The sequence below is a fragment of the Pantoea sp. B270 genome (assembly GCF_018726825.1).
Lineage (GTDB): Bacteria > Pseudomonadota > Gammaproteobacteria > Enterobacterales > Enterobacteriaceae > Pantoea > Pantoea dispersa.
This window is the reverse complement of record NZ_JAHCSX010000001.1, coordinates 2,819,905-2,840,728: the sequence shown is the minus strand read 5'-3', so window position 1 is coordinate 2,840,728 and position 20,824 is coordinate 2,819,905. Positions and strand designations below refer to the sequence as shown.

The 20,824-nt window shown below is 58.9% G+C and carries 20 protein-coding genes; 5 read left to right on the top strand and 15 right to left on the bottom strand.

The window, feature by feature from the left end:
* The first annotated feature begins 5 nt into the window (after window positions 1–5).
* Window positions 6–1,169 carry an acetyl-CoA C-acyltransferase FadA gene (fadA, locus tag KOL70_RS13565; protein ID WP_215480781.1) on the top strand — a complete coding sequence of 388 codons (1,164 nt, stop codon included), beginning with the start codon at window positions 6–8 and terminating at the stop codon, window positions 1,167–1,169.
* 88 nt (window positions 1,170–1,257) lie between these two features.
* On the opposite strand, the gene fre is transcribed toward fadA, so the two are convergent.
* The 3 genes from fre to pepE form a co-directional block, all read right to left on the bottom strand.
* The gene (gene fre / locus KOL70_RS13560) at window positions 1,258–1,959 is read right to left on the bottom strand and encodes an NAD(P)H-flavin reductase (protein WP_021506940.1); all 702 of its coding nucleotides are present in this window, start codon (window positions 1,957–1,959) and stop codon (window positions 1,258–1,260) included.
* A 31-nt stretch (window positions 1,960–1,990) separates the two neighbouring features.
* On the bottom strand, window positions 1,991–3,475 hold the full coding sequence (gene ubiD, locus KOL70_RS13555; RefSeq protein WP_021506941.1) for a 4-hydroxy-3-polyprenylbenzoate decarboxylase: 1,485 nt from the start codon (window positions 3,473–3,475) through the stop codon (window positions 1,991–1,993).
* A 73-nt stretch (window positions 3,476–3,548) separates the two neighbouring features.
* Window positions 3,549–4,280 (bottom strand): dipeptidase PepE, encoded by a 732-nt coding sequence (gene pepE / locus KOL70_RS13550; protein ID WP_058758126.1) that lies wholly within the window; start codon window positions 4,278–4,280, stop codon window positions 3,549–3,551.
* 208 nt (window positions 4,281–4,488) lie between these two features.
* Here pepE and rfaH point away from each other — a divergent pair, with 208 nt between their 5' ends.
* Complete coding sequence (gene rfaH, locus KOL70_RS13545; protein WP_031279607.1) at window positions 4,489–4,977, top strand: transcription/translation regulatory transformer protein RfaH; 489 nt, start codon at window positions 4,489–4,491, stop codon at window positions 4,975–4,977.
* On the opposite strand, the gene tatD is transcribed toward rfaH, so the two are convergent.
* The 10 genes from tatD to udp form a co-directional block, all read right to left on the bottom strand.
* Window positions 4,974–5,756, bottom strand: coding sequence for a 3'-5' ssDNA/RNA exonuclease TatD (tatD, locus tag KOL70_RS13540; protein ID WP_058758125.1), 783 nt, complete (start codon window positions 5,754–5,756; stop codon window positions 4,974–4,976). The genes rfaH and tatD overlap by 4 nt on opposite strands.
* A gap of 107 nt (window positions 5,757–5,863) precedes the next feature.
* The gene (gene tatC, locus KOL70_RS13535; RefSeq protein WP_021506945.1) at window positions 5,864–6,625 is read right to left on the bottom strand and encodes a Sec-independent protein translocase subunit TatC; all 762 of its coding nucleotides are present in this window, start codon (window positions 6,623–6,625) and stop codon (window positions 5,864–5,866) included.
* 2 nt (window positions 6,626–6,627) lie between these two features.
* Window positions 6,628–7,155 (bottom strand): Sec-independent protein translocase protein TatB, encoded by a 528-nt coding sequence (tatB, locus tag KOL70_RS13530; protein ID WP_104094213.1) that lies wholly within the window; start codon window positions 7,153–7,155, stop codon window positions 6,628–6,630.
* Between the two features lie 9 nt (window positions 7,156–7,164).
* A complete protein-coding gene (gene tatA / locus KOL70_RS13525) occupies window positions 7,165–7,407 on the bottom strand; it encodes a Sec-independent protein translocase subunit TatA (protein ID WP_010618194.1) in 243 nt (80 codons plus the stop codon).
* Window positions 7,408–7,517: 110 nt separating this feature from the next.
* Window positions 7,518–9,155: a ubiquinone biosynthesis regulatory protein kinase UbiB gene (gene ubiB, locus KOL70_RS13520; protein ID WP_021506947.1), complete on the bottom strand. Its 1,638-nt coding sequence runs from the start codon at window positions 9,153–9,155 to the stop codon at window positions 7,518–7,520.
* Window positions 9,152–9,757: an SCP2 domain-containing protein gene (locus tag KOL70_RS13515; RefSeq protein ID WP_058758122.1), complete on the bottom strand. Its 606-nt coding sequence runs from the start codon at window positions 9,755–9,757 to the stop codon at window positions 9,152–9,154. Before KOL70_RS13515 ends, ubiB begins: the two co-directional genes overlap by 4 nt.
* Before the next feature lie 6 nt (window positions 9,758–9,763).
* Window positions 9,764–10,522, bottom strand: a complete 759-nt coding sequence (gene ubiE / locus KOL70_RS13510) for a bifunctional demethylmenaquinone methyltransferase/2-methoxy-6-polyprenyl-1,4-benzoquinol methylase UbiE (RefSeq protein ID WP_021506949.1) — start codon at window positions 10,520–10,522, stop codon at window positions 9,764–9,766.
* A 75-nt stretch (window positions 10,523–10,597) separates the two neighbouring features.
* Window positions 10,598–12,109, bottom strand: coding sequence for a DNA recombination protein RmuC (rmuC, locus tag KOL70_RS13505; protein WP_021506950.1), 1,512 nt, complete (start codon window positions 12,107–12,109; stop codon window positions 10,598–10,600).
* Between the two features lie 117 nt (window positions 12,110–12,226).
* Window positions 12,227–13,498 carry a tetratricopeptide repeat protein gene (locus KOL70_RS13500; protein ID WP_166712309.1) on the bottom strand — a complete coding sequence of 424 codons (1,272 nt, stop codon included), beginning with the start codon at window positions 13,496–13,498 and terminating at the stop codon, window positions 12,227–12,229.
* A gap of 100 nt (window positions 13,499–13,598) precedes the next feature.
* Window positions 13,599–14,360, bottom strand: a complete 762-nt coding sequence (gene udp / locus KOL70_RS13495; protein ID WP_021506952.1) for a uridine phosphorylase — start codon at window positions 14,358–14,360, stop codon at window positions 13,599–13,601.
* A 300-nt stretch (window positions 14,361–14,660) separates the two neighbouring features.
* On the opposite strand from udp, the gene KOL70_RS13490 reads away from it, so the two are divergent.
* Window positions 14,661–15,500, top strand: a complete 840-nt coding sequence (locus KOL70_RS13490) for a dienelactone hydrolase family protein (RefSeq protein ID WP_021506953.1) — start codon at window positions 14,661–14,663, stop codon at window positions 15,498–15,500.
* 53 nt (window positions 15,501–15,553) lie between these two features.
* On the opposite strand, the gene metE is transcribed toward KOL70_RS13490, so the two are convergent.
* A complete protein-coding gene (metE, locus tag KOL70_RS13485) occupies window positions 15,554–17,824 on the bottom strand; it encodes a 5-methyltetrahydropteroyltriglutamate--homocysteine S-methyltransferase (RefSeq protein WP_125310331.1) in 2,271 nt (756 codons plus the stop codon).
* 226 nt (window positions 17,825–18,050) lie between these two features.
* On the opposite strand from metE, the gene metR reads away from it, so the two are divergent.
* Together metR and KOL70_RS13475 are read left to right on the top strand one after the other, a co-directional pair.
* Window positions 18,051–18,983 (top strand): HTH-type transcriptional regulator MetR, encoded by a 933-nt coding sequence (metR, locus tag KOL70_RS13480; protein ID WP_021506955.1) that lies wholly within the window; start codon window positions 18,051–18,053, stop codon window positions 18,981–18,983.
* A gap of 90 nt (window positions 18,984–19,073) precedes the next feature.
* Window positions 19,074–19,556, top strand: coding sequence for a DUF1456 family protein (locus tag KOL70_RS13475; RefSeq protein ID WP_021506956.1), 483 nt, complete (start codon window positions 19,074–19,076; stop codon window positions 19,554–19,556).
* On the opposite strand, the gene KOL70_RS13470 is transcribed toward KOL70_RS13475, so the two are convergent.
* The gene (locus tag KOL70_RS13470; protein WP_021506957.1) at window positions 19,553–20,431 is read right to left on the bottom strand and encodes a carboxylate/amino acid/amine transporter; all 879 of its coding nucleotides are present in this window, start codon (window positions 20,429–20,431) and stop codon (window positions 19,553–19,555) included. The two genes, KOL70_RS13475 and KOL70_RS13470, sit on opposite strands and share 4 nt — an antisense overlap.
* Window positions 20,432–20,824: the final 393 nt, after the last annotated feature.

Sequence of the window (20,824 nt, the reverse complement as noted above, 5' to 3'; positions counted from 1 at the left end):
TGAACATGGAAAACGTAGTGATTGTTGATGCCGTGCGCACGCCGATGGGCCGTTCCAAAGGCGGCGCCTTTCGCCAGGTGCGCGCCGAGGATCTCTCCGCCCATCTGATGCGCGAACTCCTCAGCCGCAATCCGGCCGTCGATGCCGCCGCGCTGGATGACATTATCTGGGGCTGCGTGCAGCAGACGCTGGAACAGGGCTTTAATATCGCCCGCAACGCCGCGCTGCTGGCGGAGATCCCGCATCGCGTGCCGGCCAGCACCGTCAATCGCCTGTGCGGCTCGTCCATGCAGGCGCTGCACGATGCGGCGCGCGCGATTATGGTCGGCGATGCCCACAGCTGTCTGATTGGCGGCGTGGAACATATGGGCCACGTACCGATGAACCACGGCGTGGATTTTCATCCCGGCCTGGGGCGCACCGTGGCGAAAGCGGCTGGCATGATGGGGCTGACCGCCGAGATGCTGGCGCGCATGCACCACATCAGCCGTGAACAGCAGGACGCCTTCGCGCTGCGTTCACACCAGCGCGCTGCGGCCGCCACTCAGCGCGGTGATTTCAGACGCGAAATCGTGCCGACCTACGGCCACGATGCCGATGGCGTGCTGAAACGCTATGACAGCGACGAAGTGATTCGCGAGGACACCAGCCTTGAAGGCTTAGCCGCGCTGCGTCCGGCGTTCGATCCGGTCAACGGCACGGTCACCGCCGGCAGTTCGTCGGCGCTGTCCGACGGCGCGGCCGCCATGCTGATCATGAGCGAAAGCCGCGCGCGCGAACTGGGGCTGTCGCCGCGCGCACGCATCCGCAGCATGGCGGTGGTCGGCTGCGATCCGTCGATCATGGGTTACGGCCCGGTACCGGCCAGTAAGCTGGCGCTGAAGCGCGCCGGGCTGAGCGTGCAGGATATCGATCTGTTCGAACTCAATGAAGCCTTCGCCGCGCAGACGCTGCCGTGCCTGAAAGATTTAGGGCTGCTGGAGCAGCTGGATGAGAAAGTGAACCTTAACGGCGGCGCAATCGCACTCGGGCATCCGCTGGGATGTTCCGGCGCTCGTATCAGCACCACGTTGCTGAATCTGATGGAGCGTCGCGATGCACAGTTTGGTCTGGCAACCATGTGCATTGGCTTAGGCCAGGGCATCGCGACGGTATTCGAACGGGTTTAATACGTTGACCACTACACTTGCACGTGTTCCCGCCTAACCGGGCGGGCTTTTTTTTGCAGCGGCACGTGCATGCGCACCGTGTCACACATCAGATAAAGGCAAACGCATCGCCATACATCTGCGCTTCTAACGCACCACGTTCGGCACAGAAGCGCTCGCGGGCAATTTTTGCCATCTCAAACCGGCCAGCAATATAGATATCGTGTCCGCTCAGGCTGGCATAATCCTGCATCACCGCGGTCAGCACCGTGCCGCTGCGCCCCTGCCAGTCCTCCGCCGGCTGCTCCACCACCGGAATCACTTTCAGGTTCGGATGCTTCACCGCCAGCGCATTGAGTTCATCCAGATCGTACAGATGTCTCAGCTCGCGGCCGCCCCAGTAGATAGCGATATCGCGATCCGGCTGCTGCGCCAGCGCGGTCAGCAGAATCGAACGCGCATAGGAGAAGCCGGTGCCGCCGGCAATCAGCACAATCGGCCGCGCGCTGTCTTCACGCAGCCAGGCGTCGCCGTGCGGCATATCCACGGTGATCTGCCGATCATTTTTGATGCGATCCATCACCGCCATGGCGTACAGGTTCAGCTCTGAGGCACCAATGTGCAGCTCAATTATGTCCTTTTCCATTGGCGTCGATGCAAGCGAAAACGGGCGCTTGTCGCGCTCATCCATCACCACCATCAGATACTGGCCGGCGCGGAAGCTAAAATCCGCCGCCGGAATTAACCGCACGCGGTAAACCGTGTCCGTAATTGCTTCAACCGAAGTCACTTTGCAGCTTAACGTCGTCATAGGTGCCCTTTTTTATGGTTCTCAGCCGCCATCAGCGCTGCGGCGGCTCGGCAAAGATCGCTAACTCATCCCAGATTGCATCAATACGCGCCGTAACCGCAGGATCTTTCACAATCGGCGTCCCCCATTCACGCTGGGTTTCACCCGGCCACTTGTTGGTGGCATCCAGTCCCATCTTCGAGCCAAGTCCGGAAACCGGCGAAGCGAAGTCGAGATAGTCAATTGGCGTGTTTTCTACCAGTACCGTATCGCGCGCCGGATCCATCCGCGTGGTGATGGCCCAAATCACGTCGTTCCAGTCACGCGCGTTGACGTCATCGTCACACACAATCACAAACTTGGTGTACATAAACTGGCGCAGGAACGACCACACGCCGAACATCACGCGCTTGGCGTGACCGGCATACTGTTTTTTAATCGTCACTACCGCGAGGCGATAAGAGCAGCCTTCCGGCGGCAGATAGAAATCCACAATCTCCGGGAACTGTTTGATCAGAATCGGCACCAGCACTTCGTTCAGCGCCACGCCCAGTACCGCGGGCTCATCCGGCGGACGACCGGTGTAGGTGGAGTGGTAAATCGGGTTGCGCCGCTGGGTTACGTGCGTCACGGTAAACACCGGGAAGCTGTCTACTTCATTGTAGTAGCCGGTGTGATCGCCGTACGGCCCTTCCGGCGCCATGTCGCCCGGTTCGATGTAGCCTTCCAGCACGATTTCGGCGCTGGCCGGCACTTCCAGATCGTTCGAAACGCACTTCACCACCTCGGTTTTGTTGCCGCGCAGCAGACCGGCAAACGCATATTCCGATAGCGTATCCGGCACCGGCGTGACCGCGCCAAGAATGGTGGCCGGATCGGCGCCCAGCGCTACCGCCACCGGGAAGCGTTCACCGGGATGCGCTTTGCACCACTCCTGGAAATCCAGCGCGCCACCGCGATGCGACAGCCAGCGCATGATCACCCGATTTTTACCAATCACCTGCTGACGATAAATGCCGAGGTTCTGCCGCTCTTTATGCGGTCCGCGCGAGACGGTTAATCCCCAGGTAATCAGCGGCGCCGCATCGCCCGGCCAGCATTTCATGACCGGGATGCGCGCCAGATCGACCTCGTCACCGCTGAAAATCTCTTCCTGACACGGCGCATTACGCAGCCGTTTGGTCGGCATGTTCAGCACCTGTTTGAACTGCGGCATCTTATCGAACAGATCGCGGAACCCCTTCGGCGGCTCCGGCTCTTTCAGAAACGCCAGCAGCTTACCCACTTCGCGCAGCGCGCTGACCTCTTCCTGGCCCATACCCATTGCCACGCGCTTCGGCGTGCCAAACAGGTTGCACAGCACCGGCATGCTGTAGCCCTTCGGGTTTTCGAACAGCAGCGCCGGGCCACCGGCCCGCAGCGTGCGGTCGGCGATTTCGGTCATCTCGAGGACAGGATCGATCTCCTGAGTGATGCGCTTTAACTCGCCGCGCTGTTCCAGCAGCGCGAGAAAGTCTCGTAAATCCTGATATTTCATGCGGCGTTAGTCTTCCGGCCAGAGTGAAGCGTCATTATAAGTTTGTTCACGCCAGCGTGTTTGAGTTTCTGCGTCAGGCGGGCTGACAGGAAAACGGCACCAGCGACTGCAGGGCCAGCACATCGTGATAAGCGGCAATCGCTTCACCGTGACGGAACACTTTGAAATCTTCACCGCGCGCGCTGTAGTAGCGCAGACGGTTCTCACTGACGTGCAGGAAGCTGGCTTCCCGCAGCGCAATCACCGACTCCTGCGGATTCACTGCGCAGAACTCGGCCAGACGCTCATCACGGGTTTCGCCCATGTGGCCGCTGACGTGCGCATCAAGATAGTGAGGATTGATTTGCACCGGGAACAGCCCCAGCGCAGGCAGCACCACGCTGCTGCGTACCGGCATATCATTGGTGGTGCGAATCGACGGTGTCGCCACGTTGCAGCCCGCGCTCCAGCCAACGTAAGGGACATCGCGCTCGCGCACTGCGCGCTGAATCGCCACGATCAGCCCCTGCTCGTGCAGCATCTGGTTCAGCAGCCAGGTATTGCCGCCGCTCACCAGAATCAGCTCCGCCTGCTCAATGGCCGCAACCGGTGTCTCGAACTCGTGTACCGTGCGCACCGGAATGCCCAGTGACTGAGACAACGCCTGCGCACGCTGGGCGTGATCGTCACGAATAATGGCATAGGGCACCAGCACCGCCGAGGTGATGCCGCGCTGGGCAATCATCGCGTGCAGCTGCGGATGCGCATAGCTCAGCAGCGGCGCATCGTCGGCCACTTTGCCATTGCTCAGTAAAAACAGTTCCATCAGCCGTCCTTTTTCTTCGTCTAATGGGTTGGCAGTCTGATACAGATGATCGCCAGACGTCAATTTTCTTGCTGAAAAGCGTTAGTTCGCCGCACCAATCGGAAAATTCGTAGAGATTTTTCTTGTGTGACCGGGTTTCCGGCCGCCGATGCGCTATAACTCTGACAACAGGTTTGTTATTCTTAGCGTCCATTATTTGGGAGCAGTTATGGAATCCTGGTACTTACTCTATTGCAAACGTGGTCAGCTGTTGCGCGCGAAGGAGCATCTTGAGCGGCAGGAGGTGAATTGCCTCAGCCCGATGATCGCTCTGGAGAAGATTGTGCGCGGCAAACGCACCACCGTGAGTGAGCCGCTGTTTCCCAACTATCTGTTTATCGAATTCGATCCGGAAGCGATTCACACCACCACCATCAGCAGCACGCGCGGCGTCAGCCACTTTGTGCGCTTTGGTGCCATGCCCGCGACGGTGCCGTATGAAGTGATCGAAGCGCTGCAAACCGATGCGCCGCAGATCCTGCTGGATCCGGAAACGCCGCAGGTTGGTGATGAAGTGCTGATCACCGACGGCACCTTTGAAGGGCTGCGCGCTATTTTTGCCGAGCCCGATGGTGAAACCCGCTCAATCCTGCTGCTTAACCTGCTGAATAAACAGGTGATGCGCAGCGTGGACAACAAGCAGTTCCGTAAGGTTTAAGCCAGCCTGAATAGCTGACGTGCGTTGTGGTCGACGCGTGCCGCCAGTGCGTCTGGCTGTTCACCACGCCAGTGCGCCACCTGCTGAACGATATGCGGCAGAAAGCAGGGTTCGTTACGGCGCGAGGTCGGACGCGGTCGCATATCGCGCGGCAGCAGATAGGGCGCGTCCGTCTCCAGCAGCAGACGATCTGCCGGAATCAGCGGCAGCATGTCACGCAGTGCCATTCCGCGCCGTTCATCGCACACCCAGCCGGTAATGCCCACCGATAAGCCCAGCGCCAGGCAGGCTTCCAGCTCGTCACGCGTGCCGGTAAAACAGTGCACCACCGCGCCCACCAGTTTCGGCAGCCACGGCTGCAGCACCGCCAGAAAACGTTCATGCGCCTCACGACAGTGTAAAAACACCGGCAGCTGCAGTTCTGCCGCCAGCTGGAGCTGCGCATCAAACGCGTACTCCTGCTGCTCGTGCGCGGAAAGATTACGGTTGAAGTCGAGTCCGCATTCACCAATCGCCACCACCTGCTCGCTGTCAGCCAGGCGGCGCAGCGTACTGGCGGTTTCCGCCGACCACTCGCTGGCATGATGCGGGTGCACGCCGGCGGTCGACCAGCAGTAGCCCGCGTGCCGGGTCGCCAGCTGACGCGCCTGCTGGCTCTCCAGGGCATTGGTGCCGGTGATTAACAGGCCGGTGACGCCTGCTTCGCGCGCGCGTTTTACCACCTGATCGCGATCTTTTGCGAATTGCGTGCTGGTCAGGTTTACACCGATATCAAACATGTTTGCTCCCCATTCCGTCTTAAAGCGACGGATAGAAAAACCGCCCGGCAGGCGGGCGGTTAAGATTCATCATCACCCCATCAGCGGGATGCCCTGCATAAAAGACATCAGGCGTCGGGGTTCTGTTCCTCATCGTCTGCCGCCTGACGTCCTTTACCCACATAGTAGCGGGAGAAGAATACGCCGACTTCAAACAGGCAGTACATCGGAATAGCGAGCAAAGTTTGCGAGAAAACGTCAGGCGGTGTGAGCAACATCCCAACCACAAACGCGCCGACCAGAATATACGGCCGCTTCTTTTTCAGATCGTCCGGGCTGGTAATGCCGGTCCAGCACAGCAGCACGATGGCAATCGGCACCTCAAACGCCACGCCAAACGCCATGAACAGCGTCATGACAAAGTCGAGGTAGTTGGTGATGTCCGTGGCGATGGTGACGCCCTGCGGCGCGGTTTTGGCGAAGAAGCCAAATGCCAGCGGGAACACAATGAAGTAGGCAAAGGCCACGCCGACATAAAACAGCAGCGTACTGGAGAACAGCAGCGGCATCACCAGGCGGCGCTCATGGCGATACAGCGCGGGGGCGACAAACGCCCAGACCTGATAAAGAATCACCGGCACCGCGAGAAACACCGACACAATGATGGTCAGTTTGATCGGCGTAAAGAACGGTGAGGCAACGTCGGTGGCGATCATGCTGGCGCCGGCGGGCATCTGGCTAATCAGAGGCGCTGCCACTGCGTGATAGATGTCGTTGGCGAAGTAAACCAGACACAGGAAGATAACAAACACCGCGATGATGCAGTTCAGCAGACGCTTGCGCAGCTCAATCAGGTGGCTGATGAGCGGTTGGGTATCTTCAACGGCCATGTTTATCGTTCATCTTTTACGGGAGGAGTGGACGCAGGCGCGACGGAATCGCTGTGGCTGGTGGCTGGTGCAGGCTGCGGCGCCTGCGCCGGGGCGCTGGCCTGATGTGCCGCGCTGGCCGGCGTCACGACGCTGTGCGGCTCTGCGGGCTGCGGTGCGGCAGCGGGCTGTGGCGCGGCAGCGGGCGGCTGATGAATGGTGTTGGCTTCATCTTCCGCTTTCTCGATATCGATGCTTTGCTGCACCGAGCGCTTCATGGAGTCCGCGGTTTTACGCAGCTCTTCCATGGATTGCTTCAGCTCCGGCGACAGCGTGCCGCGTCCTGCCTCTTCGACCTTTTTCAGGCTGTCCTGCAGCTCCTGCAGTTTCAGCTCCTGGGCCAGTTCGTTCTGCACATTAGCAGCCAGCGAGCGAATGGCCCGGATCCAGCCAACAACGGTTTTCACCGCAACCGGTAAGCGCTGCGGGCCCAGTACAATCAGCCCGATCACGAACACCAATACCAGTTCACTAAAACCAATATCGAACACAGTTTTACCTTACTTGTCCCGGGCGTCGTCTTTGCTCGCCGGGGTGTGCTGTTTGTCTGCCAGTTTGGCGTTGAAGTCAGCGTCCTGCTCTTTCGGTTGATCCTTTTTCTCGTCTTCATCGCTCATGGCTTTTTTGAAGCCGCGAATGGAAGAGCCTAAATCCGAACCCAGGTTACGAAGCTTATTGGTACCGAACAGAAGTACAACAATGACGGCAATGATTAACAATTGCCAAATACTGATACCGCCCATGAGATATGCCTCTAATATTCTGTGAAAAACGGTTAACTGTAACGCACAGAAAGTCCGTTTTTACCCGGACTTAAGCCTGCGACATTACGCGATTTGCACCAGGCAGACAATCAGTTTGTCTTGCGCCAGCCGATGAGCCAGGTAACGATGCCGGCGGCCATTAACAGCGCCGGGAAGAAGTCCCAGTCAGGCCGGCTCAACAGCACGGCGGTGCCACTTAATAACAGTGTAGCCCCGACGCCAAACAGATAACGTGCCTGATGATGACGGGTGCGCTGCGCGTTCAAATCGGTGACGAGTTTATCGACACTGTGCTGCAATAACTTGTGCTGGCGCATACTGTCGTAAAAAAGCTCCGGCAGCTCCGGCAGTTTCTCCGCCCAGAACGGCGCCTTCTCTTTCACCGCCCGCAGAATGGCCGGAATGCCGATCTGATCCTTAATCCAGTCCTCCAGGAACGGCTTGGCGGTTTTCCACAGATCGAGCTGCGGATAGAGCTGACGGCCGATGCCCTCGATGTACAGCAGGGTTTTCTGCAACAGCACCAGCTGCGGCTGCACTTCCATATTGAAACGGCGCGCGGTGTTGAACAGATTGAGCAGCACGTGACCAAAGGAGATTTCCGCCAGCGGCTTTTCGAAAATCGGCTCGCACACGGTGCGGATCGCGAACTCAAAATCTTCCACGTTGGTATCCGGCGGTACCCAGCCCGAGTCGACGTGCAGCTCGGCCACTTTGCGGTAGTCGCGGTTGAAGAAGGCGATGAAATTTTCCGCCAGGTAGCGCTTATCTTCTTTGTTCAGCGAGCCAACGATGCCGCAGTCAATGCCGATGTACTGCGGATCTTCCGGATGCTCGTAGCTGACGAAGATGTTGCCGGGATGCATATCGGCGTGGAAGAAGCTGTCGCGGAACACCTGGGTGAAGAACACCTGCACGCCGCGTTCGGCCAGCAGCTTCATGTTGACGCCGTGCTGCTCCAGCGTGGCAACGTCGGAGATAGGAATGCCGTAAATGCGTTCCATCACCAGCATGGTTTCGCTGCAGTAGTCGGAGAACACTTCCGGCACGTACAGCATGCGGCTCTGGTCAAAGTTGCGGCGCAGCTGAATCGCATTGGCGGCTTCACGCAGCAGATTGAGCTCATCAATCAGCGTTTTTTCGTAGTCGCGCACCACTTCCATCGGACGCAGCCGGCGACCGTCCGGCAGCAGACGTGGCACCCAGCGCGCCAGGCGGTAAATCAGCTTCATGTCAGCTTTGATCACCGGCAGGATATCCGGGCGAATCACTTTGATCACCACTTCGCGGCCGTTGGATTTCAGCGTCGCGGTATGCACCTGGGCAATCGAAGCCGATGCCAGCGGTTTGATATCGAAGTCGTCGAACCAGGTTTCCACCGGGCCGCCAATCGAACGCTCAATCTGCGCCTTGGCTTTCACGCCGTCGAACGGCGCCACGCGGTCCTGCAAAATCGCCAGCTCATCGGCAATTTTCGGCGGGAACAGGTCGCGGCGCGTCGAGAGCATCTGACCGAACTTGATCCAAACCGGACCGAGTTGCTCCATGGCCAGACGCAGACGGATGCCCATCTCGGCTTCTTTGTGCCGGTTGGGGATCCAGAAAACACAGCGCCGCCACAGCCGCAGCGGCAGCGTGATGCGCATATGCGGAATCAGTTCATCCAGCCCGTAGGTCAGAAAAACTTTGATAATGAAGTATAAGCGCCGAATTTCTCCCAGCGTCATTTCGCCTCCAGCTGTGCCAAACGCGCCTCAAACGCATTAAGCGCACGTTCCATCGCTTCTACCTCCTCACAAAACCACGCCTGCTCCAGCGCTCCCGGTGCCACGCGCCACTCTTCGGTCAGCACCTGCCCCAGATAATCCTGACGGCGGGTGACCTGCTGTCTGAGCTGGGCCAGCGCACGCTGAGCGGCCTGGCTGATGCCCTGTGCCGCGATGTCGCCCACCCACGGCGCGAGATATTCGGCCGGATCGAGTTCAGCCAGATCCATCAGCGCGGAGAATTGCTGTACCACCTGCAGATCGCCTTCCACATCCAGCTCACCGCTGCGAATCAGGCTGGTCAGCTGCTGACGATCGCGCAGCTTAGGCAGCGTGCTGAAACGCAGGCTGACGCTGCAGTCGCTGCGGTCCTGCCAGTCACTTAGCACATCCAGCTGGTTTTCACTGAACACCAGCACCAGCGGAAAATCCAGCTCCTGCAGGCGCAGCAGCAGGACTTTGCCGGCCAGACGCTGGCGTGCGGTTTTCAGGCTGCGATCGCGGTACAACACACGGTTCAGGGCGGTCTCAAGACCGCCGGTGATGAGAGGGGTAAAAGTCATGATTAATCAGAACTTAAAGCCACGATGCAGCGCCACAATGCCGCCGGTCATGTTGTAGTAGCTGGTATTTTCAAAGCCAGCGTCGTTCATCATCGCCTTCAGGGTTTCCTGATCCGGATGCATACGAATCGACTCCGCCAGATAGCGATAGCTCTCCGCGTCTTTTGCCACCAGCTGTCCGATGCGCGGCAGAATGTGGAAAGAGTAAGTGTCGTAGGCTTTGCTCAGCGGATCGAAAACCGGTTTAGAGAACTCCAGCACCAGCAGACGGCCGCCCGGCTTGAGCACGCGGAACATCGACGCCAGCGCCTTCTCTTTTTCGGTCACGTTACGCAGGCCGAAGGAGATGGTGATGCAGTCGAAATAGTTATCCGGGAACGGCAGCGCTTCTGCGTTAGCCTGCACGTAGCTGACGTTGCCGGTTACGCCGAGATTGCGCAGCTTTTCGCGTCCCATCTTCAGCATTGAGCTGTTGATGTCAGCCAGCACCACCTGACCGGTTTCACCGACCAGGCGCGAGAATTTTGCCGTCAGATCGCCGGTACCGCCGGCCAGATCCAGGACGCGCTGACCGCGGCGCACGCCGCTGCTGTCGATGGTAAAACGCTTCCAGACGCGATGGATGCCGAACGACATCAGATCGTTCATCAGGTCATATTTCGCCGCGACGGAGTGAAACACGTCCGCGACTTTATCGGCCTTTTCACTTTTGGCGACGGTCTGAAAGCCAAAATGGGTAGTTTCCTGCTGTGATTCATCTGCCATCGGTTTTACCTGTTCCACAAACAATACTTCCCGAAGTGTATCAGAGTCGGGCGATCCGAGCACGCCACCGGCGTGTTATTCGTTGATGCGGCGCAGGGAAGCGGCGGAAGAATCTGCCGCATTTTCAGCGGGCTCGCTGTCATCGGCCCATGTATCATCCGCCGCGTCGGGCTGCGCCTGCTCTGCCAGTTGCGGGTTGATGGGCCGTTTGATCTCCACGCCAAGCGCACGAAACGACTCACTCTGGGCGATCAGATTGCCGCGCCCCTGCGCCAGCTTTTTCATCGCCAGCTGATAACTCTGCTGCGCTTTGTCGAGGCTATGTCCGATGCCGCTCATGTCATCGACAAACAGCCGCATCTTGTCGTACAAGCGCGCAGCGCGGTCGGCGATGCGCTGGGCATTACGGCTCTGATGCTCATAGCGCCACAGATTATTAATGGTGCGCAGCGCCACCAGCAGCGTGGTCGGGCTGACCAGCATAATGTTTTGCTGCAGCGCTTCGCTGATCAGCTCCGGCTGGCGGTCGATCGCCAGCAGAAACGCCGGTTCGACCGGAATAAACATCAGCACATAATCCAGCGAGCGTAAACCGGGCAATTGTTGATAATCTTTACGCCCCAGCAGCCGGATATGGCCACGCACCGCGTTGATGTGCTCCTGAATCGCCTGTTCGCGCGTCAGCTCATCGTCGGCGTTGAAGTAGCGCTCGTAGGCAATCAGCGTCATTTTGGCGTCAATCACCACATCTTTACCCTGCGGCAGACGCACAATCACATCCGGTTGCATACGGCCCTGCTGCTCCAGCTGCACGCTGACCTGAGTCTGATACTCGTAGCCTTCGCGCAGGCCTGAGGCCTCCAGCACCCGGCTGAGCACCACTTCGCCCCAGTTGCCCTGAATTTTATTGTCGCCCTTCAGCGCTTTGGTGAGGTTGATCGCTTCCTGCGCCATCTGCGCGTTGAGCTGCTGCAACTGGCGAATTTCGTGCGCCAGCGTGTGGCGTTCACGCGCTTCCTGGCCGAAGCTGTCGTTGACCTGGCGGCGGAAGCCGTCCAGCTGTTCGCGCAACGGGCCGATCAGGCTGTTGAGGCTCTGCCGGTTCTGCTCGTCGACGCGTTTTCCGCTGTTTTCGAAGATTCGGTTGGCGAGATTTTCAAACTGCGCACTCAGGCGCTGTTCGCTGTTGGTCAGCAGACGCTGCTTCTCCTCAGCGGCGAAACGCGTCTCTTCTAATCGAATGGTGACTTCCCGCAGTTCGGCTTCCTGCGCGCTGTTAACTTCCAGCTGATTGCGCAGCTCGCGGCTGAGCTGTTCACTCTCGGCCCGCCAGTAATCCAGCTGCTGCAGGCGCTCCTGCGCGCCGCTTAGCGTGCCGTGAAGCTGGCGCAGCTCCTGTTCGCGCTGTTGCAGTTGCTGTTGCAGCTGTTCCAGCTGCTGCTGCTGACGCTGCTGCGCCTGTTCCAGCAGGCGGCGTTCGGTGGTGAAGCTGGCGTGCTGATGGCCGGCGCGCAGCTGGGCAATAATCCAGCCAATACCCAAACCGGCCAGCGCCAGCGCGCCGCTGATGATAAGTTGCTGATCCATAATCCCCCCGCGGATCGTCTCGCTGAGGAGAAGGTAGAGCGCCACTGTATGAATGTCCAGAACATTCATGGCAACCCGCGGATTTTATCGCGGGCGCGATGGGCACCGTCCGGGCAACTACAGGGCGCGCACGGTCAGGTCGCCCGCTTTCCAGGCGTCGATCAGGAAAAACGGCATCGGCAGCACCCATTCGCTGTCGCTTTTCACCTTCGCCGGATAGCACCAGCTGTTGCCGCCGTAGGTCAGCTCCACCTGCTGCTGGCCATTTTCGGCGTTGGCCACTTTGCCGGCCATGCTGGCGAAACCGGCGTTGCTGCCGACGTGGAAGCTGTCGGTCTGCCAGCGAATCGGCGCATGCGCCGGCCACGGCTGCGCGTGGTGGAAGTGAAAGATATCGTCGTGATTGAGGATGCTGTCGCGCACCGTTGGCCACAGCGCTACCTTGAGGAAGTACTGGTCGGTAAAGCGCTCGCTGCCGTCATACTGCGCGATAAAGTCGCGCATCTGCTGCTCCACGTTGTGAAACACGCCGTGACAGCCGCCCCACATGCCGGCCAGTAACAGCTCGGTGTGCGAGTAATAATCGCGCATGTGGTGGAACCAGAATGGCGAAGCCAGCCAGGCGTCGACGGCCGCTACTTCGCGCTCTGACAGCAGCGAATCCGCATCCCGTACGATGTAGCGTTTTACGCTAACATCGTCCATCACCAGAAAACGCCACAGCGTAGGGAAAATGGTTTTCTCCTGCGACATATCCACCAGCTGGGTGTTTGGCTGGGTCAGGCGCTGCCACACGTGCTGCGGCACGCTATCGTCGAGATAGATGCGGCACATCCAGTCCGGATAGAGCTCGCGCGCCACCTCAACGTTTTTAATCAGGGTTTCGCAGTAGCGCGGCTGACCGCCGTACAGGCTGAAGGAAATGATATTTTCTGCCGGATTGCTGCGGTTAATCGGCGCAGGCGCCGGTGCGGGAAAAGTCGCTTTCGCGCCCTGACTGAAACGCACGTCGGATTGGGTGAGCGATTCCAAGCCATAGCGCGCCACTTCATCTGTCTTATCCAGCCAGCCACACACTTCCGTCAGGCCATCCAGCCAGGTTTCCGACGCCTGCGCGCGCTGCGCCGCCGGTGCCTGATAGATTTTCTGGTAAATTTTGTAGGATTTTTTATGTTCGCCGACGCGCATCAGCGTCAGCGCGTAGTCGCTGAGCACCTGCATCTGGTTAGGCATGACGCGCAGCACTTCTTCGCAGCACTGGCGCGCCAGAGGATAATCTGACGCGGCCATTGCCTGACGAAACCGCGCGGCGGCACTCTCAACGCGGGCCTGCATTGCAGCAGGACGGCTGGTAAAACCCGGACGTGGGACAGAGATCGTTTTGCGCATAGGAAATTTCTCAGAATCGGCTGAAATTGCGCGCATTCTAATCAGGCAATTGCTGAGCTCCCTATAAGCCTGGTCTCGAAATCATTCCCTGACTGGCGCGCTAAAGTAAACGACGCGCGGCATCCACCACAATTTTCACCGCATCGCTTTCTGTCTGCTTCATGGTGGCCGCATCCGGGATCTCTTTTTGCGTGCGATTCACGATGACGCCAGCCACCATGCCGGCACGCAGTCCCTGACTGGCGCACATGGTTAACAGTGTAGCGGATTCCATCTCATAGTTAAGTACGCCCATTTGCTGCCACTCTTTCATCGAGCCCTGGAAGCGGCTCACCACGCGTCCGGAGAAGGTATCGTAGCGCTCCTGGCCAGGATAGAAGGTGTCTGACGAGGCAGTGACACCAATATGCGTGGTCGCACCGCAGGCTTCTGCCGCGGCCACCAGCGCGGTGGTGCAGGCGAAGTCAGCCACCGCCGGGAATTCCATCGGCGCAAAGTGCAGGCTGGCACCGTCCAGACGGACCGAGGCGGTGGTCACCAGCACATCGCCCACGTTGATGTGTGGCTGAATCGCGCCGGTGGTACCCACACGCAGGAAGGTACGCACGCCCAGCTGCGCCAGCTCTTCAACGGCGATAGAGGTGGACGGACCGCCAATACCGGTGGAACAGACGACCACCGGTTTGCCGTCGATCTCCGCCAGCCAGGTGGTGAATTCACGGTGCGACGCGAGGTGCTGTGGATTCTCCATCAGCGCCGCGATTTTCTTCACGCGCTCCGGATCGCCAGGAACAATCGCCAGCGTGGCTCCTTTCAAATCGGCTTTGGTGATGCCAAGGTGGAAAACGTCAGACTGGGCCATATCAGACTCCTGGAAGATAAGGGGAATAAGCGCGCCACTTTACGTCAGCGGCCCGGATAAATATGTGACTGAATTCACTATCAATAATGAAAGTTACATTGAACTAAAAATATTGTGTGACTCTAATCACATATTAGCGGTCTGCTGCGCTGAATTGCTACAAGCGGTGCTGTGTAACCGTAAAAGGCAGTGTTAATAGAGAAGCAGACCAGGTTAACCATCCCCCGTACCCTACGCCAGCCTTGCCGTAAGGCCAGGCTATAGTTACGTGATTGCGCACTTGCTAGCACGGAGAGAACCATGAAAACCGAAGACAATATGGCACAAAAATCCGCCACCGACGGCTTTGCGCCAGCGGTGCAGCCCACCGCAGCCAGCACCATCATTACCGCCAGCGATGCCATTCACGCGGGCGAGACGTCCGTGCCGAGCCAGGGTGAGAACCTGCCGGCTTATTATGCTCGTCCGCAACAGTTTAGCGGCACGCTGCCGGTCGTGCTGGTGGTGCAGGAAATTTTCGGCGTGCACGAGCACATCCGCGATCTGTGCCGCCGTCTGGCACTGGAAGGCTATCTCGCCGTGGCGCCGGAGCTCTATTTCCGCGAAGGCGATCCCAACGATTACAACGATATCCCCACCCTGTTCAAAGAGCTGGTGAGCAAAGTGCCGGATTCGCAGGTACTGTCGGATCTCGACCACGTGGCCAACTGGGCGGCGCGCCACGGCGGCGATATCCGTCGTCTGGCGATCACCGGTTTCTGCTGGGGCGGTCGCATCAGCTGGCTGTTTGCCGCCCATAATCCGCAGGTGCGCGCCGCCGCCGCCTGGTACGGTCGCCTGGAGGGCGAGAAAACGCTGAAGCAGCAGAAACATCCCATTGATATTGCAGTAGATTTGAATGCACCGGTGCTGGGCCTGTATGGCGGCCAGGATGAAAGCATTCCACTGGAAAGTATCGATAAGATGCGCCAGGCCCTGCACGCGGCCAATGCCAAAGCCGAGATTGTGGTGTATCCGGAAGCTGGCCACGCCTTTAACGCCGACTATCGTCCGAGCTACCACGCCGATTCCGCGCAGGATGGCTGGCAGCGCATGCTGGCGTGGTTTAAGCAGTATGGTGTCGCGCCGAACGCGGAATAAAAAAAGGGGCGCCAGCGCGCCCCAACTCAACAACACAACGTATTATCCTGCCATCAAACGGTTTCGGCGCGCAGCTTCTGCGCCGCTTTCACCATGTTGGCCAGTGCCTGACGCGTTTCACTCCAGCCGCGCGTTTTCAGGCCACAGTCCGGGTTCACCCACAGGCGCTGCTGCGGAATACTCTGCGCCGCTTTGCGCAGCAGATCTTCCATCCACTCCACGCTCGGTACGTTGGGTGAGTGGATGTCATACACGCCCGGCCCGATTTCGTTCGGATACTCAAACGCTTTAAACGCATCCAGCAGATCCATATCAGAACGTGAGGTTTCGATAGTGATCACGTCGGCGTCCAGCGCGGCAATCGAATCCATGATGTCGTTGAACTCGCAATAACACATGTGGGTGTGAATCTGCGTCTCGTCCTGCGCCACCGCAGCGTTGAGGCGGAACGCGTCCACCGCCCAGCGCAGGTAGGCTGCCCAGTCAGACTGATGCAGCGGCAAGCCTTCACGCAGCGCCGGTTCGTCAATCTGAATGATGCCGATACCGGCTTTTTCCAGGTCCTGCACTTCGTCGCGCAGCGCCAGCGCAATCTGTTTTGCGATGGTTTCGCGCGTCACGTCTTCCCGCGGGAACGACCAGCACAGGATGGTGACCGGTCCGGTCAGCATGCCCTTCACCGGTTTGTCGGTCAGCGACTGCGCATACTTTGCCCACTCGACGGTGATCGGCTGCGGGCGGCTGACGTCCCCGATGATCACCGGCGGCTTAACACAGCGCGAGCCGTAGCTCTGTACCCAGCCGTTCTGCGTGAAAACAAAGCCGTCGAGGTTTTCGCCGAAGTACTCCACCATGTCGTTACGCTCGGCTTCGCCATGCACCAGCACGTCGAGCCCCAGACGCTCCTGCTCCGCAATCGCCTGCCGGATGTGTTCCGCGATACCGGTGCGGTAGTGGCCGCCGTCAATGTTGCCTTTTTTGAAGTCGAGGCGCAGGCCGCGAATCTCGGTCGTCTGCGGGAAAGAACCGATGGTAGTGGTGGGCCACGCTGGCAGGTTAAAGCGCTGACGCTGCGCCTGAGCACGCACGGTGTAGCTGCTGTTGCGCTCAGTGTCTCTGGCCTGGATTTGCGCCAGACGCTGCGCCACGGCGGGGTTGTGCACGCGAGCAGAGTTTGCCCGGGCGCGAATCGGCGCGCTCCAGGCGTGCAGCGCAGCGGCATCGTGCTGGTTCAGCGCCTGACTCAGCAGCGACAGCTCCGTACACTTCTGTAACGCAAAGGCGAACCAGCTTTTTACCTCGTCGTCGAGGCGGGTTTCCACGCTCAGATCAATGGGGCTGTGCAGCAGCGAACAGGAGGAACCGATCCACAGCTGCTGACGCTGGCCGGTCAGCGGCTGCAGGCGCTCAAACCAGCGGGTGAGATCGGCGCGCCAGACGTTACGGCCATTGATTACCCCCAGCGACAGCAGCCAGTCCGCCGGGATCTGCTGGTTGAGCTGCTGGAGATCGTCTTTGCCGTGCACCAGGTCCACGTGCAGGCCCTGCACCGGCAGCGTTTTGATGACATCAAGATTCTGACCAATGCTGTCAAAGTAGGTGGTCAGCAGCAGTTTCACTTCGCCCTGTAGCGCATCATAAGCCGGTTTAAACGCCTCGCGCCACGCCTGCGGCAGTTCCAGCGCCAGCGCCGGCTCATCAATCTGCACCCATTCGATGCCGCGCTGACGCAGTTCAGCCAGCACCTGACGGTACACCGGCAGAATGGCCTGCAGCAGTGACAGGCGGTCAAAGGCGTCACCTTTCACCTTACCCAGCCACAAATAGGTCACCGGCCCCAGCAGCACCGGTTTGATGGTGTGGCCGAGCGCCAGCGCTTCATCCACCTCGTCCAGCAGTTGCGTCCAGCTGAGACGGAACTGCTGACCCTGGGTAAATTCCGGCACGATGTAGTGATAGTTGGTGTTAAACCATTTGGTCATCTCTGCCGCCGCCGCAGGCTCACCGCTGGGCGCCCGACCGCGGCCGATGCGGAACAGGGTGTCGAGGTCAATCGAGCCGTCTTTATTCTGGTGCCGTGCCGGTACGTTACCGAGCAGCAGGCTGGTGGTCAGTACGTGATCGTACCAGGCAAAATCGCCGACCGGCAGCAGATCAACACCGGCGTCTTTCTGCTGCTGCCAGTGACGGGCGCGCAGTTCACGACCCACCGCCAGCAGTTCGTCCTGTGAGCTGTTCCCGGCCCAGTAGCTTTCCTGCGCTTTTTTCAGTTCGCGGCGCAGTCCGACGCGAGGGAAACCGAGAGTATGGTTCAGAATGGTCATGTGAGATTCTCCAGAAGTTATTCGCTGTGCGACAGTCGCAGCAACCGATTTACGTTCATCCAGCGGGCAATCCTGCCGTGCGCTGAGCGTGTTAGCTGGACAAAGGTAAAGTGGCCGTCGCGTCTGACTGAGATGTTTAGCCGTCCAGATGTTTACACCGCTATAATCTGCGGGTACTGTATGTGTCTCAAGCGCAATTTGTTCAATCTCGATGTGAAGGACTCTCATGATCGAACTCAAACACCTGCGGACGCTGCAGGCGTTACGGCACACCGGCTCGCTGGCTGCCGCCGCCGCCCAGCTTCATCAGACGCAATCGGCGTTGTCTCACCAGTTCAGCGACCTGGAACAGCGGCTGGGCTTCCGGCTGTTCGTGCGTAAGAGCCAGCCGCTCCGTTTTACGCCGCAGGGAGAGATTCTGTTGCAGCTGGCGGAGCAGATTCTGCCGCAGATTCAGCAGGCGCTGCAGGCCTGTCATGAGCCGCATCAGACCACGTTGCGCATCGCTATCGAATGCCACAGCTGCATCCAGTGGCTGACGCCGGCCCTGAACAATTTCCGTCAGAGCTGGCCGCAGGTGGTGATGGACTTCAAATCCGGCGTGACCTTTGATCCGCAGCCGGCGCTGCAGCAGGGCGAACTGGACGTGGTGCTGACGTCCGATATTCTGCCGCGCAGCGGTTTGTTCTATGCGCCGATGTTTGATTTTGAGGTGCGGCTGGTGCTGGCGCCGGATCACCGTCTGGCGCAGCTGGCCCACATCACGCCGGAAGATTTGGCCGATGAGGTGCTGATGATCTATCCGGTACAGCGTCAGCGGCTGGACGTGTGGCGTAACTTCTTACAGCCAGCCGGCGTCAGCCCGGCGCTGAAGAGCGTGGATAATACGCTGCTGCTGATCCAGATGGTGTCGGCCGGCATGGGCATTGCCGCGCTGCCGCACTGGGTGGTAGAGAGCTTTGAGCACCAGGGGCTGGTGGTGACACGCACGCTGGGCGACGGGTTGTGGAGCCGTTTATACGCGGCGATGCGCGACGGCGAGCAGCGACAGCCGGTGCTGGAGGCCTTTGTGCGCTTTGCCCGTCAGCACGCCTGCGAGCACCTGCCTTACGTGCGCGATGCCTCGCGCCCCGGTTCCCTGCAGCCGGTCTCGTCCTGATGCCGCGGGCGGCCAATGTCGCCCGTGCTGTTATCCCCGCCCTGCCTGCTCTATAATGCGCCGCCTTAACCGCTACCGGAGAGTTTCACCATGACCAATAACGATGTGCTGCGCAGCGTGCGCTATATGCTGGATTTGAGCGACAGCAAAGTGGTGGAGATTTTTGCGCTGGCGGGCAGTGAAGTACCGCGTGAAGATGTGCAGGCGTGGCTGAAGAAAGATGACGATGAAGCGTTTCGTAAACTGCCGGATGTGCTGATGGGCTACTTCCTCAACGGTCTGATTTTCTACCGTCGCGGCAAAAGCGAAGACGCGCCGGCCCCGTCGGTTGAGCGCCGCATGAACAATAATATCTTTCTCAAGAAATTACGCATCGCCTTCGCGCTGAAAACCACCGATATCCCGGATATCTTATTGAAGGCTAACTTCAAGGTGTCACAGGCGGAGATCGGCGCGATTTTCCGTAATCCGGATCATAAAAATTATCGCGAGTGCGGTGACCAGATTCTGCGTAACTTCCTGAAAGGCTTAACGCTGATTCAGCGGCCATCGACACCCGCGAAAAAAAGCTAAGCGCCTGAACTGCCGCTTTTGGCCGTGTGTCCCAGTACCCAGCGTTTATGCACGTACAGGGACGCAAAAATCACTATCGCCCCGGCGATAAAGCTCGGCCAGTGCGGCTTCTCCTGCCAGATCGCCAAATTCACCAGTAATCCTGCCGGCACGTGCATGTTGTTCATAATGCCCAGCGTCCCGGCATCGACCTGGGTCGCGCCGTAGTTCCACATGAAGTAACCCAGCCCGGACGCGACCACGCCCAGCCACACCAGCACGCCCCACTGCAGCGTGGTGGTCGGCAGCTTGTGCGGATTGCCCCAGATGCACCAGGCGATCACCGCGATCAGCACTGCGCCGAGATAGAACCACGAGAACGCGGTGTGCTGCGGCATCGGGCGGACTTCCTGCAGGCGCTTATAGCCCACCATGCCAATCGCAAAGCAGATGTTAGCCGCCTGCACCAGCAGCAGTCCGAACCAGAAATCATCGCTGACTTTGTCGTAGCGGATAATGGCCGCACCGAGCACCGCCAGCAGCGCGCTGAAGGCATAGCCAATGCGCAGCGGGCGCTTGCTGAGCAGGTCATAAATCAGTGTGACATACAGCGGCGTCATCACCGTAAACAGCAGGAATTCCGGCACGCTGAGATAGAGATAAGCCTCGAAGCTGATCAGATACATGATGCCTAATTGCAGCATGCCCACCAGCATATAGAGCAGCAACGTTGAGGCGCGGTAACCGCGCCAGCGCAGAAACGGCAGAAAGACCAGCGCCGCCAGGCCTAAACGCATCAGCACCGAGAACCAGGTATCCACCTGCCCCGCCAGATACTCCCCGATTAAACTAAAAGAAAAAGCCCACAGAATGGTGGTAACGATCAGCAACAGCACGGTTATGCATCCTAAAGTTCAACACTGGCGCTAGTGTAAACAAACTACAGCGCGCTGGCGGGATAATCTGGTTGACAAGTGATGAAATTAAACACGATCGCATCTTCGCTGCCCGGTCAGCAGGCACGCGTCCGCATGGCGGGTTGACCGGCGGGCGGCGATTTTTATGAGGCGGCGCGCCATTTTCTCTGGCACAAATGCGCGAAATCCAACATTTGCTGGTTTATATCGCTCTTTATTGTCATAAAACTGTAACATATGTGTCACACGTCACAGTAACTGCGCGTAACCATCACTATTCTGTGCGCGAAATGGAAAGGTTGCTTTCTGTTCGCTGTCGTACTTTTTTTTGCCCCAACCTGCTGGGAATCGATAACTATATTGCGCCCTGGA